This is a genomic window from Kluyvera sichuanensis (assembly GCF_040930405.1).
In the GTDB taxonomy this organism is placed as follows: Bacteria; Pseudomonadota; Gammaproteobacteria; order Enterobacterales; family Enterobacteriaceae; genus Kluyvera; species Kluyvera sichuanensis.
Window position 1 is genome coordinate 1,323,819 of record NZ_CP162271.1, and the last position, 17,591, is coordinate 1,341,409.

Sequence of the window (17,591 nt, forward strand, 5' to 3'; positions counted from 1 at the left end):
GGTTATCCAGTCGGGTCACAAAATGGCGGCTATTGTAGCCAGAAGCCGCGACGGACGAAAACAGTTTCCACCGCTTGTGCGCCGCGATTAGCATAATTTCAGTAACCTATTACCGAAATGGGCATTTCCGCTTTCGACATCCGTCCGTTAGAGTCGGTTTCGTATTCCGGACTTTCCTCGTAACGGCCACGTTATGGTTCATTGTCATGATTTGCCGCAGGCCTGCCTGCGGCGTTTTCTTTGGGATAATGAATGATAGAGTGGAAATGGGTTACCTGCTCGCCGCTGTTGCGATAGGCATGCGCCAGGTCGCCGGCAAAGCGTAATCCCTGCCCGGGATAGAGCGTCCGCCACTCCCCCTCAACGCACATATCAAGCTGCCCGCTAATCACCACCACATGTTCAATCACCCCTTTTTCATGCGGCGTTGATTCGCTTAATGCGCCTGGCGCAAGGGTAATTGAGAAATGATCAAAGCACAGTACCGGGTCCCAGGGGAACACTGGTGTCACCACCATCGCCTGCTGTTGCGGGTCAAACGACTGCTCTGCGCCCGGTATCTCCGGCGTAATAAAGACCGAAAACGGCACGTTCAGACCGGTAGCAATTTTCCACAGCGTCGCCACCGTCGGGCTGGACTCGTTGCGTTCGATTTGCCCTAGCATCGCCTTCGACACGGCGGTCTCTTCCGCCAGCTTCGACAGGCTCCAGCCGCGCTGCTGACGTAAGGATTTCAGCGTTGCCGCCAGGTGTTGCGCAATATTCATTCCACCTCCATTCTCTTCCATCGCCAAAGTATACCCCACGCTGCCCGTGCCGTTTTAGCAAATCCGACGGCTCCATTGTACGTTATAGCGCACAATGCTACATTGAGTGGACGTTATAACGCACAAGAGGCTTTTATGCGATCCCCTTTGGTTCCTTTCCCTACCGTACTGGCCGGTTTTGTTGCCGTGCTGGTCGGCTACGCCAGCTCTGCGGCGATCATCTGGCAGGCCGCGGCGGCGGCGGGCGCAACCGCGGTACAAATCTCCGGCTGGATGACCGCGCTCGGTCTGGCGATGGGCGTCAGTACGCTGGTGCTGACGCTATGGCGCAAAGTGCCTATCTTAACCGCCTGGTCTACCCCCGGCGCGGCGTTGCTGGTTGGCAGCTTGCAAGGGGCGACGCTGAACGATGCGGTGGGCATTTTTATCTTTGCTAATGCGCTGATTGTGATTTGCGGTCTCACCGGCTGGTTTGCCCGACTGATGAAGCTAATTCCGCATTCGCTGGCCGCCGCGATGCTGGCAGGCATCCTGCTGCGCTTCGGCCTGCAGGCCTTTGCCACGCTCCAGGGGCAACTGGTGCTATGCGGCAGTATGCTGGTTGGCTGGCTGCTGTTTAAAGCGCTCGCCCCACGCTACGCGGTGGTGGCGGCGCTGGCGGTCGGTATTATAGTCGCAGCGGTTAAAGGTGACGTTGTCACCGACTCGCTCAGTCTGGCAGTGGTCGCACCGCAGTATATCGCGCCGCATTTCTCTCTCACTCAACTACTGAGCATCGGTATTCCGTTTTTTCTGGTCACGATGGCCTCACAAAACGCGCCTGGACTCGCCACGCTTCAAGCCTCCGGTTATCGCGTGCCGGTTTCACCGCTGATTGTCGTTAGCGGTGCGTTTGGCCTGTTGCTGGCACCGTTCGGCGTCTACTCCGTGTGTATTGCCGCGATTACCGCGGCCATTTGCCAAAGCCCGGACGCACATCCAGACTCGCAGAAGCGCTGGCAGGCAGCAGCAGCAGCAGGCATTTTCTATCTGATTGCCGGGATTTTTGGCGGATCCATCACCGCACTGATGTCGGCATTACCGACGGCATGGATCCAGATGCTGGCTGGATTAGCGCTGCTCGGTACGCTGGGAGGTAGCCTGTTCCAGGCGCTGAAAAACGATAGAGAACGCGATGCGGCAATGGTCACCTTCCTGGTCACCGCCAGCGGGGTAAGCCTGGCTGGCGTAGGGTCGGCATTCTGGGGATTAGTAATCGGCGGCGCCAGTTTTGCGCTGCTATCCCGCAAAGCTCGCACGTAGTTGTGACGGTGTCACGCCGTTCGCCGCTTTAAAGCGGTTGCTGAAGTGGCTGGCGGAGCTAAACCCGCAGCACAGGGCAATGTCGGTCAGGGATTGCGTGGTGTAGCGCACCATCTGCTGCGCGCGGTCCATCCGGCGCTGCATCACGTACTGATGCGGTGCCAACCCCACGCTCTGACGGAACATACGCGCAAAATGGTATTCGCTTAAGGCCGCCTGGGCGGCAAGGTCGGCAAGCGTCAGCGGCGCGGAGAGATTCGCGTCAATATAGTCGAGCGTATTACGCAACACTGCCGGAGCCAGGCCGCCGGTCACCGTCGGCAGCCGCCACTGCACGTTGGCGTGATGCTGGATCATGTGCGTTAGCAGCATGGTGCTGGCGCTACTCAGGGTCAACTGGTTTGCCGGTTGCTGCCAGTCATAGCCGAGCAGAAACTGGCGGTAGAGCAGCGTAATTTTCGGGTCATCGCCAAAAATCTGTTCGTCGAGGGTTAGCGTCGCCGGGCTGCGGTCCCACACCTGCTCACCTACCTTCCGCAGGTGTTCATCGGTGCAGTACAGGTGCACGAACGACAGATCGCCGCGAATATCCCACGTCGATTCGCTGTCCTTCGGCATCAGGCAAAAACGGTCCGGCCCACCGCCGTTTTTCCAGCCATGAGGGGTTTTCTGATAGCTTTCGTAGCCGTCGGCGACGTACAGGCTCAGGGTGTGATGATCGCTCTTAACCGTCAGGTTGTCGCATTTGTTATACCAGGCCGCCAGCTGTATCCCAGAGTTGAGCGCCACGGTTTCTCGCAGCTGGGCGTGCTGACTCTGTAATCTTTCAAACGTTGCGTAGGCCATTAACATATCTATCACGATTATCGATAGTCTCAGTCTAGGGACTGTCGTCCGCAGAATCTAGCGTTCTCAGCGCGTCGCAGGCAAAAAAACCGCAAGAATATGCAAGTCCCCCGCAGCCTTCTGCAAGCGCCGCGCATCACATCCCCGCACACTGTGTTTTTCATTGTGATTTGGCGAGGAATGATGAACGCACTGCTCTATGCTCTGGTCGTTGTTATCTGGGGAACCACCTGGATTGCTATCTTTTTACAGCAGGGCCCGGTTCCTGAGGCGGTTTCCATTTTCTGGCGTTTTGCCATTGCCAGCCTCACCATGATGACCATTTTACTGAGTCTGCGCCGTCTACGCCCGTTGGCGCTGCGCGATCACCTGTTCTGCATCGTGCAGGGGTGCTGCGTGTTCGGCTTTAACTTCCTCTGTTTTTATACCGCCGCAAAATGGATTAACACCGGCCTTGAGTCAGTGATTTTCTCCATGGCGGTGCTGTTTAACGCCATCAACAGCTTTATCTTTTTCCGTCAGACGCCACCGAAGCGCTTCTATCTTGCTGCACTGCTGGGGTTATGCGGCATCGTCACCCTCTTCTGGGATGACCTGCAGGCGGTAGGCATGAGCAGCACGCTGCTGGCCGGGATTTTACTCAGCGCGCTCGGGACCTACGGTTTTTCGCTGGGGAATATGCTCAGCATGCGCCACCAGCGCCGTGGCCTGGAGACGCTGACCACCAACACCTGGGCGATGCTTTACGGCACCATTATCATCGGCGTTATCGCCCTGCTGCGCGGTGATGATTTCACCCCACAGTGGACGGTGAGCTATATGGGCGCCCTGTTCTATCTGGCGATCTTCGGTTCGGTGATTGCGTTCGGCGTCTATTTCACCCTGGTTGGGCGTATTGGTGCCAGCAACGCCGCCTACAGTACGCTGCTGTTCCCGCTGGTAGCGCTGACGCTGTCGACAATGTATGAGGGCTACCAGTGGCATGCGAACGCGGTGGTCGGGCTGGTGCTGATTCTTCTGGGGAACCTGGTGATGTTTGCCAAACCGGAAATGTGGCGAGTGCCGTTTTTAAGTCGGGCGTGATCCCGGCGTCGCTTTGCTCGGCCGGGCTACGATATTGCATGTAGCCCGGGCGTTTGTCTGTATCACACTGTATCTGGCCTCTCTTTGGATACCGTGGCTGGCAACATCCCCGTAATCCCGCACATCCTCGTCGCGATAGCCGCCTATACTTCGTTCGCTATCGTGTTTGATTTGATGATATCAAGCCTCTGTCCAGGAGAAATTCATGAACGCTTCAGCCTCTTCCGTATCTCCCAGTATATGTAAACCCCCATCACCCATATGAAACTTCGGGTATATCTTTTTTGGCGAAGGGAATTATGCCGAGCAGGCGTCTGCAATTGCGCAACTATTAAAAGAAGCCAGAGCATGAATAAATAAAATAAGGGCGGCACCTGCGTGTCGCCCTTTATTTACGAGAACGCTAAAGTAAAATTACTTCTGGGATGGATCGAATTTAACGGCATCAATGGCCATATCATCGATAACCTGTTTCAACGTATCCAGCGTCAGCTGGGAGTTGGAGTTAGACAGGTCTTTACCCTCGCCTTTACGCACCACTTTAATGACCGGTTTATTGGTCGCCGCGTCAATCAGTTCGCCTTCAAAGTAGAGGTTGGTATTCATGGTACGGTGGCCGGTCGCCGCTTCAGTACCCGCAACCACCATCGCGATTGGGATCACTTCGTAGAACTGCAGGCCTTCTTTGCTGGAGTCAACGGCGGTAATCGCACCGCGGAAGATCAGGCTATGCGGGCCAGCCGTCGTCGCCAGCGGCTTACGCTCGCTGATGGCTTTTTTCAGCTCGGTGTTGGTGTAGTTCAGAATGTCGGTCAGCGCCTTCTGCCCAACCTGCGTCGTCGGCTTCGGTACCGGGTAGTAGGTTACCGGGTTGTAGACGACGTTAGCGTAGTTAGCCGGTTTGTAGTCCGGAGAGATCCAACGCAGTTCCGTTTTTCCTGACGCCGTGGTGGCTTCCTTCAGGCCAGAATAATCTTTTAAAAATCCTGAATATTGCTCGGGGGTGGTGGTCTTCGATGCACAGCCCGCTAATGCCAGAACGCCCACAAGGGCCGCCGCTTTGAAAAACGCTTGAGTACGCATGAGAATAATCCCTGATAAATGCACAAATGCCAGTAAGTTATAGCAAATGAATCAGGAGTTTGTCGCGGCAAAAATGGAGTCTGCTCTCATTATTCACAAAAATGATTCACGGCATAACGGGCTTGCGCCCGTTATATAAATACCAATTATGATTTCTTGCGTGCCAGCAGAGTAGCGAAGCGTAATTTAATGCGATTACCGTTTTCATCGGTACGGTGAAGTTCGCCGACGTCCTCGTTATATTTCAGCAGATCCCAGCCTTCGTAATAGTTTTTCAGCTCACCGGCTTTAAAAGCAAACGGGAAACCAACGGTGCAAGGAAAATCCTCGGTGTCCATCGCGGCGACAATCAGGTTGTAGCCACCCGGTTTGGTGCAGCGCTGCATGTTGGGGATCAGGCGTGGGATAGTGCTCGACTCAAGGAACATCATCACCACCGTGGAGAGAATAAAATCATATTCACCGTCAATGGTCAGCGTGTTGAGATCTTTCACCGACGCCTGCAGGTTTTCCAGCCCTTCCGCTTCGCGAATCGACAGCAGGTTCTGGATGCTCATTGGGTTCTTATCCCACGCCGTCACATCGTAGCCGTTTGCTGCCAGATAGAGGCTATTACGCCCGTTGCCACAGCCAAGATCCAGCGTTTTACCTGGCGTAACCTGCGTGGCCGCATACAGCACGTCAGAATGGGTACGGGTCAGGCCATATTTTTCGGTGAAGTAGTTTTCGTCACGAGTGGTCATTGTTCATCCTTCGGTTTCATCAGTGTTGACGGTGCAACACGAGTCAAAAGTTTACCCTGAAGCAGCAACAGCAGCGTTTTAATCAGCAGCAGGCCGATCACGATATTGGTGAAAATAAACAGCGGTAGCGCCAGGTTATGGAAAAAACCAGAACCGCTGGCGTGGCCAAGATGTAGTCCGGTGGAAGCCAGTGCGGAAATACCGAACGAGAAGCTCCAGAACGAGGCGTTAAACGCCTGGCGCAGATACCAGGGCATCAGGCGCAACATAAACAGCAGCTGCAGCAGGCCATAGCCAAACAGCATTTTGGCAAACACATCCGCATGGCCACCGTTGATGCTCAGCCAGGCGTTACAGGCCACCAACGCTGGGGCCAGTTGAATGCCGAGCGAAGTACGTAGCGGTACGGAGAGCACCCCGCCGCTGCGTAAGCGCTGGACGATGGCAGGCTCGAGCGTAATCCATGAAATAACCCCTGCGCCAAGAAACACCAGCCCGGCGTCGTTAAAGCCCAGCGCTCCGCAGGCCATCGCGCTGATGAAGTTGTTGGCCACGGTGGGCAAATAGAGCCCCGGCGTGGTGGCATCTGCCGGATGCTCCCCGCGCCATAGCCCAGCGGTTTGCCAGGCGGCATAGCTCAGTTGCAACGCTACGCCGACGCAAAACAGGGCCAGCGCCAACGGCCTCGCCCACGGCGTCACGCCAATGGCCACCAGCATCGTCGTCGCTGGAAACAGGCTGACAAAACTGCTGGCGATGGGATGATTCATCTCCTGCCAGACGCTGTACGGAAAGCGTAGCGCCCGCGTCAGAAAAGCCAGGGTTAACAACCCCCACATCACAATAGCAAGCACCACCAGCGCATCGCCAATGCTATGACTTACCGGCAGAATGGTGCTGGCGTAACGCCAGGCAAAGCCCATTCCAATGGTGCCCAGAACCATCCCAAAGTAGCCCACGGGCAAATTAAGTACCCGAGCTTCATTCTCGTTATTATGCAATTAGTTTAATTAATCAAATTTTGTTAAGTTGTATTTTAAATGATTCTTTACGGGTGCGCTAGCGCGAAAAGGAAGTATAGATAAGCTTCACGCCAAGGATGCCCAATACCGTGGCAGAAGTACGGTCTACTGCGCCTTTAATACGCAGATAAACGCGACGCGGTTTCTCTGCCGACCGTACCAGCGCCACCAGCGAATACCAGGCCGTGCATGCGGGAATGCACCACGGCAGTTCGCGCCACGTAGATAAAACTCGGGCCGGGGCTCATGACGCCCATCACTAATACGGCTGCAATCGCTATCAGACTGGATAAAAGCATCGCTCCCCCTGGAGGCTGTTGGTATTGAAGGTCAAAACGGATACCCCGTTATACTTCATTTTTCTGTCGCGCATAAAGCCAGACCGTTGCCATCACGGACAGATTCCCTCCAGTATTGCGATGATTTGCTACATTTACTTTATCCGCATACCCATCGAGGCCATGATGAAAAAATATCGTCTCAGCGATGAAACGCGCAGCGTGCAAATTGGCGAACCCGGCGCCAGAGAGAGCGTGGTGGTGCGTCAGATTATTGCTTTGCAGGATTTTGCCGATGTGACCGTCGGTAGCCTCGGTGGCTGGGTCGAAAACGAACTGTCGCTGAGTCACGATGGCGAATGCTGGATTTATGATGAGAACAGCCTGGTCTATGCCGGGGCCAGAGTGACCGAAAACGCGAGGGTGACGCAGCCTTGTGAAATCAGCCATCAGGCCGAGGTCGGCGGCAACGCGTGGGTTCAGGCCAGCCGGGTCAGCCACCATGCGCGAGTGAGCGGCGATGCCACCGTGCACGATTCGCAGGTTCACGGCTACTGCCATCTGTTTGGCTACGCCCATATCGCCGAGCAGTCTCAGGTCGTCGGCGCCCGAGGCTTAACCGCCGATAGCGAACAGGTGCTACAAATCTACGATGCCGCCCAGTTGCGGCACTGTCGGGTTGTACACCAGGCGCAAATCTACGGCAAAGCCTTGCTGGTGCATGCCTTTGTTGAGCATCGGGCGGAGGTTTTCGACAACGCCCGGTTAGACGGCAACGAAGAGAACAATATCTGGGTGTGCGACTGCGCCAAAGTCTATGGCCATGCACGCATTATCGCCGGGCGCGGCGAGGATGAGATCCCCACCCTGCGCTACAGCTCGCAGGTGGCGGAAAACGCGGTGGTTGAAGGCAACTGCGTGTTAAAGCACCACGTGCTGGTCGGCGGCAACGCGCACTTACAGGGCGGGCCGATTTTGCTCGACGATCACGTGCTTATTCAAGGTGAAGCACGGGTCATTGGCGATGTGCTGATCGAGTATCACATTGATATCACCGATAGCGTGGTGGTGGAGGCGCTACCGGGAGACGCGATTCATCTTCGCGGGCGTAAAGCGATAACCGGGGCGCAGCGGATTACCCGCACCCCGCTCTTTGGTGCGCTATAGCGTGGTGGCGTCGACAATCCGCGCGTAGATATTCTGGTCGTGATAAACGCCGTTAAGGAACTCCGCCTGGCGTAAGCACCCTTCCAGTTGAAAACCGTTGCGCAGCGCCACCTGGTTGCTGCGCAGGTTATCTACCCGACACTTGATCACAAAGCGGCGAATTTCCCCACGCTCGGCGTAGTAGCGAATAAATGCCTGTAGCGCCGCCGACAGCGTCCCTTTCCCCTGCGCGCCTTCATCCAGCCAGTAGCCGATATAGCCCGTTTTATTCGAGGGCTCGATCTGGTTGAACGACAGCACGCCCGCCATCTGGTTATCAACGAAAATCAGGAACATTTTGGCGATGCCGCGCTGATGCAGCATCATATTGCCCTGCACGTTCTGGCGGGAATCCTGTTCGCTGTTGACGTACTGCGGCCAGTTCAGCGTCTGCTGTAACCACACTTTGTTGCGCTGCACCATCTGGTACAGCCCCGAGACGTGGCTTTCATTGACAGCATGGAGAGTGACGGAGTCATTGACGGTGATGGTTTCAGCGATGGTCATTTAGGCTGTCTCTGAATCAAGAAAACCCCGGCGTCGCTACGCTCGGCCGGGCTACAGGCAGGTTATTTCATTACGCGGTCGTCAACGTACTGACGCTTGTCCGGCGCTGGCGGGAAGTATTGATACAGCCAGGTTTCGCTGATGGCGTCGCCGCGGCAGCGCAGGAACAGGCGCATGTCCACCGGGTCGGTCGAATCGGACGTTGGGTACCAGTCAAAGAGAATGCGGTAGCCGTCGAACGGTTCAACGTAGAGGATCTCAATCTGCTTCGCTTCCCCGCTGGAGAGCGTAATCACCGGCTCGATGCCTTTCGGTGCAGCCGCTTTCAGATCGCCGCCGACAAAGTCGATAGCAAAACGACGAGACCATTTTTCCGGGTAATGCTCGCCCGGTGCCCACCCTTCCGGGAAGCTGCCCATGCCGGTGCGGGTCGCCAGTACGCGCGCCAGCGGAGAACGTACCGGCGGCATCGCGCTCCAGTACAAGCGGTAGCTAAAGTTCAGCGTATCGCCCGCCTTCATCGGTTTTTCCGGCTGCCAGAAGCAGACGATGTTATCGAGCGTTTCACCGGTGGTTGGGATCTCCATCAGGCTGACGGCCCCTTTACCCCACTGGTTACGCGGCTCAACCCACAGGCTCGGGCGTTTGTTGTACCAGCCCATAACGTCCTGATAGTGGGTGAAATCGCGGTCAAGCTGCAGCAGACCGAAGCCCTTCGGGTTTTTATCCTGATAGGCGTTGAACTGCAGCTTCTGCGGGTTATTCAGCGGACGACACACCCACTCACCGTTGCCGAGCCACATCGCCAGGCGGTCGGAATCGTGAATTTGCGGATGGATGGTGTCGCAGACGCGGCGCTCGTTGTTGCCGCAGCTGAACATGCTGGTCATCGGCGCAATACCGAGCTGCTTGATGTCTTTACGCGCATAGATATGGTTTTCCACATCCATGATCACCTGCGCTTTTTCGCAGTGCACCACGAACTTGTACGCGCCGGTGACGCTGGCGCTATCCAGCAGCGCGTAGACGGTGAAGGAGGTGTCGCCCGGCTTCGCGGTTTCGAACCAGAAAGAGGTAAAGTCAGGGAACTCTTCCAGCGAGTCGGTATAGGTATCAATCGCCAGACCGCGTGCGGACAAGCCGTACTGGTAGGTGCTGTCTACCGCGCGGAAATAGCTCGCGCCGAGAAAGGCAACGATATCGCGACGCGCTAGCTCCGGCGCTTTAAAGACGCGGAAACCGGCAAAACCGAGGTCGGTTTGCCCTTCCAGCTGTTTGGTGTCAACACCGGCGTCGTTGTACTGGAACAGCTCCGGGCGGAAATGAATTTCACGCGCCTGGTGGCTTGATGGGTCCAGCGAGAACATGCGCACGCGACGACGGAAGCCCATCCCCACGTGGAAGAACTGCACGTCCAGTTGGCGCTCTTTGACGTTGTTCCACAGCGAATGTTCAGCGTCGTACTGAATGCTGTTGTAAGCCTGCGGCGTCAGGTTAGCCAGGGTATCCGGCAGCGGGCGCGGTGCGCCACTCCACGGCTGGCGAGAGAGATCGTGCGCCATGGATTGCAGTACGCCGAAATCAAAGCGACGCGTCTGGCCGTCGGCAATGCCGGAGTCCTCTGCCATCGCGGCCTGGGAGAATAGCGATGCGAAACCGGAAGTCCCGCACACGGCGGCAACAGCCATTGAAGATTTAAGAAAGTGTCTGCGGTTCATGCCTGGCAAAGCGTCCTTTTAAAGTCGGAATGCTGCAAAATAAAAACGGCGTTATTGCCGCCCACTCTAGACAAAATTGATTGATAATCCAATTGCTAGCGCAACAAAATCTGTCAATCCAGACTCACATGATGCTTCATTACGCGTTTGAACAACGCCAGGCGCGCGCGCATAAAGCGATTTTCCACATGGAACCCGGCGAGCCTGCGTAAACCAATGCGTAAAAGCCGGTCGCGACCGCGTACGCTGGCGGGCCAGCGCACCGGTCCCGCCAATACGGTATGGCTCGCACTGGCGTCACGCGCGAAGCTGACCCAGTAGTCGGCGACCTGAGCCGCCATCTTGAGATCGCGAGGCGTGACATAATCGCATGATGGCGTGATCTGCCCTAATGTATCAAAGACATAGGGCACCTCATTGCCATGCCACGCGCCGTGGCGATAGGTGTCGTGCTCTGCCTCGGCAACATAATCAAACCAGTAACGCCAGCAGGGTTGATTCACCCGTTGCTGAGCCTGCATCACCACGTAGCCCAGGGTGGTAAACGCCATATCCCGGCACACCTGACGGCCCAACTCCTCATCGCCTTTCACACCCGGGTAGAGCAGCTTAATCAGCCCTAGTCCCAGACGGCGCTCGCGGCGTAGTTTTTGGATTTGCTCGGCTAAATCCACGCCAAATACCGCCATCACGCTGGCTTCATCGCTGTTAGATCCGACCAGCACCGGCATGACGTGTTGCTTTCCGGCAAAGAAAACGTCGAGCATTGGCTGCGGTAGCACCGCATCGCCGACAATCGGAGCGGGGCCAATATTATGAGGTGCAGTAAGCGGCCAGAAAGCCTCGGCGGGAATCTCTCGTAGAGAGTGCGCCGACGCGTTTGGCAGATTGAAGTGTTCGGCCAGTCGCTGCCCGCGAGCCAGCGCATCGTCTCGCGGTATGTCCGGCAAGGTATAGCCGCTTTGAATGATGGCTTTATGGAACAGACCGATGGCTTTCGGTGAGGTCATTAGCGACAGGACGCTGCGCGCCCCGGCTGACTCACCAAACAACGTGACGTTGTCACGATCTCCGCCAAAGGATTCGATATTCTCCTGAACCCAGCGTAGCGCGGCGACTTGATCCAGCAGGCCAAAATTGTACAGCCGTTCGCCGTCTTCGCCCTCCAATGCCGGATGAGCAAAAAAGCCGAGATGGCCAAGGCGGTAGTTGAGCGTGACCACAATCACCTCGCGCTGCGCCAGCGCCTTGCCATCGTAAGGCGGCAACCCGCCTGAGCCGATGGTAAAACCACCGCCGTGCAGCCAAACCATGACCGGCAGCGGTTTCTGACGCTTAATGGGTGACCAGACGTTCAGATAGAGGCAGTCTTCAGAAAAGCGGCCGGGATCGCCACCGCCTAACTCCTGACAGTACTCCGCGCTCTGCCAGCAGGCGGCCGAAAATGTATCCGCCTGGCGCACGCCCTGCCACGGTGAAACCGGCTGTGGCGCACGCCAACGCAGCGGGCCCACCGGCGGCGCGGCGTAAGGAATGCCGCTCCAGCGATACACATCCTCGTCAACGACGCCCGTTAACGTCCCTTGTCGGGTCTCCACCCGCGTTGCGCTATTCTGCATTCACTCTTCATCCTGGTTTTCTTCACTGCTATGCAGAGTACCTGTTTCAGAGCAGACCGCAACGACGTTTGCTGCGCAGCGACGCCTCCTCATACAGGCTAAATTCGTCCAGTACCTGGCGCCCCAGCGCCGCTTCAAATGCGTCGCGGCTGGCGTTGCCGTGGGCGCGCGTCTGCCCATCGCCGCCCAGATTAGACTGGAAAATCCCCGCCGCGCTGACCGGCAGAAAATCTTCATAGGTGATGGGCTGAGCGATAATCCAGCCGCGCTCGATAAACGGCTGCGGGTCATCGCCCGGATGAATCGCCTGCCGATGGGCATCGCCGGTCGGCGTTAATCGGTAGCGGAACCAGGCCAGCCCCTGCTGGCGCAGTAAGAATTCGCTGTCCGGGAAGGCTTTGAACACCTCTTGCAGATGCTGCTGGTGAATCAGGTTATCTTTGCCCACGCCTGCCTCACTCAACAGCTTGTCGTACAAAGCCCGACCTTTAGGCGTTAGCGCGATCCCGCGCTGCTCAATTTCACCAAAACGCGCGGTGTGCGTGCCGCTCGACTCACCCGCAAACTGCACCGGCTCTTCCAGCGCTTTAAAGCTGGTCTGGCGCAGTAGCAGCGGTACCGACCGCCGCGGCGGGCCTTCAATCACCGCCTTCGGTTCCATGCCATAGTCGGACATCAGTTCCTGAGCGCGGTCGATATCCAGCGTGCGCGGCGTGAGGTGGTTAATGTGGCAGCCGGGGAAGCAGACCACATCAGCGATCAGCCGGTGCTGCTGGTGCAGCGCCTGATAGGTTTCTTTATCCACGGTGGTATGTCGATGCCAGCGGAACGTCTCCAGCGCTTCGCGGACAAACTCCTGCGCCTGCGACGCAGTGAATCCGCCCTGCTCGTCATGGCGATCCATCAGCGCCCGGCAACGTGGGGTAAAGATATCGCGCTGTGCGAGGATCTGCGCGGCTTTCTGGCGCAGTGCCGGGTCGTCAATCAACTCAAGGCGTAATAAAGAGGTGAAGATACGGAACGGATTGCGCTGCAGCGCCGCATCCTCCACCGGGCGAAACGCCGTTGAATGTACCGGCACGCCAGCCACCGAGAGATCGTAATAGCCCACCGGCAACATTCCCATAATGGCAAACATCCGGCACAGCGTAGCAAGTTCCTGTGCCGTGCCGACGCGAATCGCACCGTGGCGTTCAACGTTGAGGCGTGCCAGTTCGTCCGCGTTAGCCAGCTGTTCATACAGACGCGTGTTATTTTCCAGTACCGCCAGATTGACGTCAGCCACTAATGCCAACAACGTTCCATATTGCGGAACTTCTTGCTGATACATCGCTGACATCGCTTGTGAAAACTCTTCCCGAATATCATCTGCCGAAAGGGTGTGCGCCATGATGCCATGTCTCCTGTGGATATATTTGCAGTGTAGGAAAGGCCATGGCGCTATGCGGTAAGAATTTACAAACTGTGATCGCGGCAACTGACTGAACTTATTGAGCGAATGGTTCTGATTGCATAACCTGAGGTTATTTAAAATGCACCTTAAATTCACTTTAAATTAACAATATATTTACACACACTGTCTGCGGCAATAATAAAATACCCTACACGGAGCCACCTATGAGCACGAAATGGTCACCGCAAGAAGTGATTCACCGGGATTACAACAATCATCCCCCGGCCTACGCCCCAGGCTATAAAACCAGCGTCCTGCGTTCGCCGCGTAACGCCCTTATTTCACTACAAAACTCACTGTCAGAAATTACCGGCCCGGTCTTTTCGCAGCAGGATCTCGGCCCGCTGGATAACGACTTAATTCTCAACTACGCCAAAGACGGCCTACCCATTGGCGAGCGGATTATCGTTCACGGCTACGTGCGCGACGGCTTCGGTCGGCCGCTGAAAAACACGCTGGTAGAGGTGTGGCAGGCTAACGCTGGCGGGCGTTACCGTCATAAGAAAGACCAGTATCTGGCGCCGATTGACCCTAACTTCGGCGGCTGTGGACGCGTGTTGACCGACGAAAACGGCTACTACTTCTTCCGCACCATCAAGCCCGGCCCGTACCCGTGGCGCAACCAGGCAAGCGACTGGCGTCCTTCACATATTCACTTCTCCATTTTTGGCGAAGCCTTTGCCCAGCGCCTGATTACCCAGATGTACTTTGAGGGTGACCCGCTTATCAAGCAGTGCCCTATCGTCAAAACCATCAATAACGATGATGCCGTTCGCACGCTGATTGCGGAGCTGGATACTCACGCCGCTGTGCCGCTCGACTGTCTGGCCTATCGTTTTGATTTGGTGCTGCGTGGACAACGCGCCACGCTGTTTGAAAATCGCACCCAGGGGGCTGCACGATGAAAGACTATTTACCGGAAACCGCCTCGCAAACCGCAGGCCCATATGTACATATCGGTCTGGCTCCGGACGCTGCGGGCTTCCATATCTTTGAAAAGAACTTCGGCGCTACGCTTGCCAACAGCCATACGCCCGGCGAACGCATCGCCATTGAGGGGCGCGTGTTTGATGGTTCCGGCACGCCGGTGCGCGATGTGCTGATTGAAATCTGGCAGGCCAACGCTGCCGGGCGCTACAACCATGTGGCGGACCAGCAGCAGGAAAAAGCGCTGGATGAGGATTTCCGCGGCTGGGGTCGCGCCTGCTCTAACTTTGACAGCGGCGTGTGGCGCTTTGACACCATTAAACCCGGCCAGGCCGTGGGCCGCGATGGGCGGATGATGGCTCCGCACGTCAATCTGTGGATCGTGGCGCGTGGGATCAACATCGGCCTGAATACGCGGATGTATTTCTCCGATGAGCAGGAGGCAAACGCGAAAGACCCGGTGCTGAATTTGATCGAATGGGAAGTGCGTCGCAAGACGCTGATTGGGCACAAAGAGACGCGCGGTAACGAGACGGTGTACCGTTTCGATATCTATTTACAGGGTGAGAACGAAACGGTGTTTTTTGATCTGTAAGGTTGGTGCGCTTTTCCCCGGCGTCGCTTCGCTCGGCCGGGCTACTTTGCGATAGGTAGCCCGGCCGAGCGAAGCGACGCCGGGACTATCGACAACCCCAACAAATCACTTGTCTGTTAAACCGCACAAATGTTAATAATAATTTGCTAGCAAGTTATCAAATTTAAACAACATCACTTGTCACCCGTACCGCTCTGTTTTTAACATCGCCTATGGAAAAAAATGCTCTCTTTAGTCAGCGCATTCGTCTGCGCCATCTGCACACATTCGTAGCCGTCGCCCAACAGGGAACTTTAGGGCGTGCGGCTGAAACCCTTAATCTAAGCCAGCCAGCGCTCTCCAAGACGCTCAATGAACTCGAGCAACTTACCGGTACTCGCCTCTTTGAACGCGGCCGTTTGGGCGCACAGTTGACCCTCGTCGGTGAACAGTTTTTAACCCATGCGGTGAAGGTGCTTGATGCGCTGAATACCGCCGGTCAGGCGTTAATTCGTAAAGAAGGTGTTAACAATGATGTGGTACGCATCGGTGCCCTGCCAACGGCTGCCCTCGGCGTATTACCTGCAGTAATAGGTCAGTTCCACCAGCAGCAAAAAGATGTGACGCTCCAGGTTGCCACCATGAATAACACCATGCTGCTGGCCGCCCTGAAGTCCGGGGATATCGATCTGGGGATTGGTCGCATGTCTGACCCGGAGCTGATGACCGGGCTGAACTATGAGCTGTTGTTCCTGGAGTCATTGAAGCTGGTGGTACGCCCCGATCACCCGCTATTGCACGAAAACATTACCCTGAGCCGCGTACTGGAGTGGCCGGTAGTGGTGTCACCAAAAGGCACCGTCCCGCGCCAGAATGCGGAAACCTTGCTGCAAAGCCAGGGCTGTAAAATGCCTGCGGGTTGTATCGAGACGCTCTCCGCCTCGCTCTCGCGCCAGCTTACCGTCGATTACAACTATATCTGGTTTGTGCCTTCCGGCGCGGTGAAAGACGATTTGCGTCGCGGGGTCCTCACCGCCCTGCCAATCGCCACGCAGGGCCAGGGAGAGCCCATTGGTATTCTCACGCGGGTGGACACCCCGCTTTCAGCCGGTGCGCAAACGCTGCTTAGCGCGGTTCGCAAATCAATGCCTTCCTGATCCGATGACTGCGGCTCAGCAGAGCCGCAGTCACCGGATAGCCTTTTCGACCCTATCCCAGCGCATCTTAGGGAAAGCGCCAATCGCACTGTCTGGTGATAAATTGATAACCTGAATATTATTCAGTTCACAATACGATCTTGCTGATATAAAAGCGCTGCTGATGGCAGCGAAATCTTTGTCCAGCCCCGTCGAGAGTTTATCGTTTTCCGTTTCATAAAAACGAGGCGCATTAAAGTTATTCATATCGAGCCCAACGATATAGATCCGTTTGTAACCTAATACGCAGGCAATCTGAAGCGCAGGGTATGCGACTGTTCCATAATCAAAAATGGCTTTATCAATATTGTCAGCAAAGCCAAAATCATTAAAAAAATGGAAACTTTCATCATTATAATCAATAGGTGCCAGCGGTGAAAGAAATCGAGAAATCCCTACCTGCGTTGCTACTTCAAAGATTTTAATCTGACAGTGAATGTCTTTCTTACTGATATGCGTAAAGATCGACTCCAGACTGGAGTAAGTACAAAACAGGGTCATATTTTTTGTGGCAACAATCTCTTTCACCAGTGCCATTCGATCTAATACAAACGTTCTATCAATAATCACATACCAATCATAATCAATTGTTTTTATGGAAAAAGCTCCATTAACACCAAGATAGTCAAACGTATCATCAAAAAACGTGCTTTCGATATGTTTAACCGATGGGCCAGTGGCCATAATGATCAGCGGTTTCGCTCTTTGCGTTGTTTTCAATACAATGCTTTCTATTTCCTTCCGCTTATAATAAACCTTGTCAATACCTCCAGATGTTTTTCTAACCACCTTAAAATAAGGCCACAAATTTTTATTATGATGATATTTTTTTGAATGCGTTGTTCGGTATAGTGTTTTGCACATCCATTTAAAGAATGAATCAATCCCTGTCATAAAAATGATATCCATAGATACTTCGATAATAATTAAAGTAAAACGATACATTCAGATAGCGCCATGGTGGTACCGCATAATACACCCACACTAACTCAGTGAGTTATTAAAATACTATCGCGCAGATATAAGCATATTATCAGCGTGGAATGCCGCCACAGAAACGTTATAAATTAAACCTACAGAATTGGATTGCCCTTACAAAACCGTGCTGCTCCCCCTTCTAAAGCGACAGCTCCTGCGCTCAACGCCTTGGCCATAAACAATTAATGCGAAATTATTTTTTAACAATTGCGCAATGCAATTTAACAGATCTATCATATCCATAATTTAACCAAATGGTTCATTGATGGTTTCATTACTGAACTAAATT

Annotated in this window: 16 protein-coding genes and 1 pseudogene; 6 read left to right on the forward strand and 11 right to left on the reverse strand. The window is 55.1% G+C overall.

What is annotated here, in order from left to right; genetic code table 11:
* Positions 1-191: 191 nt before the first annotated feature.
* Positions 192-767, reverse strand: coding sequence for a helix-turn-helix domain-containing protein (locus AB2B48_RS06585; protein ID WP_185669087.1), 576 nt, complete (start codon positions 765-767; stop codon positions 192-194).
* Between the two features lie 135 nt (positions 768-902).
* Between AB2B48_RS06585 and AB2B48_RS06590 the strand changes: the two genes are divergently transcribed.
* Entirely contained in the window at positions 903-2,069 is a 1,167-nt protein-coding gene (locus AB2B48_RS06590; protein ID WP_368301210.1) for a benzoate/H(+) symporter BenE family transporter, read from the forward strand.
* Here the strand turns inward: AB2B48_RS06590 and AB2B48_RS06595 are convergent.
* A complete protein-coding gene (locus tag AB2B48_RS06595; RefSeq protein ID WP_368301212.1) occupies positions 2,046-2,915 on the reverse strand; it encodes a helix-turn-helix transcriptional regulator in 870 nt (289 codons plus the stop codon). The genes AB2B48_RS06590 and AB2B48_RS06595 overlap by 24 nt on opposite strands.
* 183 nt (positions 2,916-3,098) lie before the next feature.
* Between AB2B48_RS06595 and AB2B48_RS06600 the strand changes: the two genes are divergently transcribed.
* Entirely contained in the window at positions 3,099-3,998 is a 900-nt protein-coding gene (locus AB2B48_RS06600) for a DMT family transporter (protein WP_220440185.1), read from the forward strand.
* A gap of 414 nt (positions 3,999-4,412) precedes the next feature.
* On the opposite strand, the gene AB2B48_RS06605 is transcribed toward AB2B48_RS06600, so the two are convergent.
* The 4 genes and pseudogenes from AB2B48_RS06605 to AB2B48_RS06620 all read right to left on the reverse strand — a co-directional run bounded on the left by AB2B48_RS06605 (position 4,413) and on the right by AB2B48_RS06620 (position 7,145).
* Positions 4,413-5,081 (reverse strand): DUF3313 domain-containing protein, encoded by a 669-nt coding sequence (locus AB2B48_RS06605; RefSeq protein WP_185669090.1) that lies wholly within the window; start codon positions 5,079-5,081, stop codon positions 4,413-4,415.
* A gap of 146 nt (positions 5,082-5,227) precedes the next feature.
* Positions 5,228-5,824 (reverse strand): tellurite resistance methyltransferase TehB, encoded by a 597-nt coding sequence (tehB, locus tag AB2B48_RS06610; protein WP_368301214.1) that lies wholly within the window; start codon positions 5,822-5,824, stop codon positions 5,228-5,230.
* Complete coding sequence (gene tehA / locus AB2B48_RS06615) at positions 5,821-6,768, reverse strand: dicarboxylate transporter/tellurite-resistance protein TehA (protein WP_368301216.1); 948 nt, start codon at positions 6,766-6,768, stop codon at positions 5,821-5,823. The genes tehB and tehA overlap by 4 nt, the downstream gene beginning before the upstream one ends.
* Before the next feature lie 115 nt (positions 6,769-6,883).
* Positions 6,884-7,145: pseudogene (locus AB2B48_RS06620) on the reverse strand (hypothetical protein).
* A 165-nt stretch (positions 7,146-7,310) separates the two neighbouring features.
* Here AB2B48_RS06620 and ydcK point away from each other — a divergent pair.
* On the forward strand, positions 7,311-8,291 hold the full coding sequence (ydcK, locus tag AB2B48_RS06625; RefSeq protein WP_368301926.1) for a YdcK family protein: 981 nt from the start codon (positions 7,311-7,313) through the stop codon (positions 8,289-8,291).
* Here the strand turns inward: ydcK and rimL are convergent.
* The 4 genes from rimL to AB2B48_RS06645 all read right to left on the reverse strand — a co-directional run bounded on the left by rimL (position 8,286) and on the right by AB2B48_RS06645 (position 13,564).
* Complete coding sequence (gene rimL / locus AB2B48_RS06630) at positions 8,286-8,831, reverse strand: 50S ribosomal protein L7/L12-serine acetyltransferase (RefSeq protein WP_368301927.1); 546 nt, start codon at positions 8,829-8,831, stop codon at positions 8,286-8,288. The two genes, ydcK and rimL, sit on opposite strands and share 6 nt — an antisense overlap.
* A gap of 68 nt (positions 8,832-8,899) precedes the next feature.
* The gene (locus AB2B48_RS06635; protein WP_185668699.1) at positions 8,900-10,555 is read right to left on the reverse strand and encodes a glucan biosynthesis protein D; all 1,656 of its coding nucleotides are present in this window, start codon (positions 10,553-10,555) and stop codon (positions 8,900-8,902) included.
* A gap of 113 nt (positions 10,556-10,668) precedes the next feature.
* Entirely contained in the window at positions 10,669-12,174 is a 1,506-nt protein-coding gene (locus AB2B48_RS06640; protein WP_368301218.1) for a carboxylesterase/lipase family protein, read from the reverse strand.
* 46 nt (positions 12,175-12,220) lie between these two features.
* Positions 12,221-13,564: a VOC family protein gene (locus AB2B48_RS06645; protein ID WP_368301219.1), complete on the reverse strand. Its 1,344-nt coding sequence runs from the start codon at positions 13,562-13,564 to the stop codon at positions 12,221-12,223.
* Between the two features lie 227 nt (positions 13,565-13,791).
* Here AB2B48_RS06645 and pcaH point away from each other — a divergent pair, with 227 nt between their 5' ends.
* The 3 genes from pcaH to AB2B48_RS06660 all read left to right on the forward strand — a co-directional run bounded on the left by pcaH (position 13,792) and on the right by AB2B48_RS06660 (position 16,285).
* Positions 13,792-14,532, forward strand: a complete 741-nt coding sequence (pcaH, locus tag AB2B48_RS06650) for a protocatechuate 3,4-dioxygenase subunit beta (protein WP_185668696.1) — start codon at positions 13,792-13,794, stop codon at positions 14,530-14,532.
* Positions 14,529-15,149 carry a protocatechuate 3,4-dioxygenase subunit alpha gene (pcaG, locus tag AB2B48_RS06655; protein ID WP_185668695.1) on the forward strand — a complete coding sequence of 207 codons (621 nt, stop codon included), beginning with the start codon at positions 14,529-14,531 and terminating at the stop codon, positions 15,147-15,149. Before pcaH ends, pcaG begins: the two co-directional genes overlap by 4 nt.
* Before the next feature lie 212 nt (positions 15,150-15,361).
* On the forward strand, positions 15,362-16,285 hold the full coding sequence (locus tag AB2B48_RS06660; protein ID WP_185668694.1) for a LysR substrate-binding domain-containing protein: 924 nt from the start codon (positions 15,362-15,364) through the stop codon (positions 16,283-16,285).
* 30 nt (positions 16,286-16,315) lie between these two features.
* On the opposite strand, the gene AB2B48_RS06665 is transcribed toward AB2B48_RS06660, so the two are convergent.
* Positions 16,316-17,269, reverse strand: a complete 954-nt coding sequence (locus AB2B48_RS06665; RefSeq protein WP_368301221.1) for a lipopolysaccharide core biosynthesis protein RfaZ — start codon at positions 17,267-17,269, stop codon at positions 16,316-16,318.
* Between the last annotated feature and the right edge of the window lie 322 nt (positions 17,270-17,591).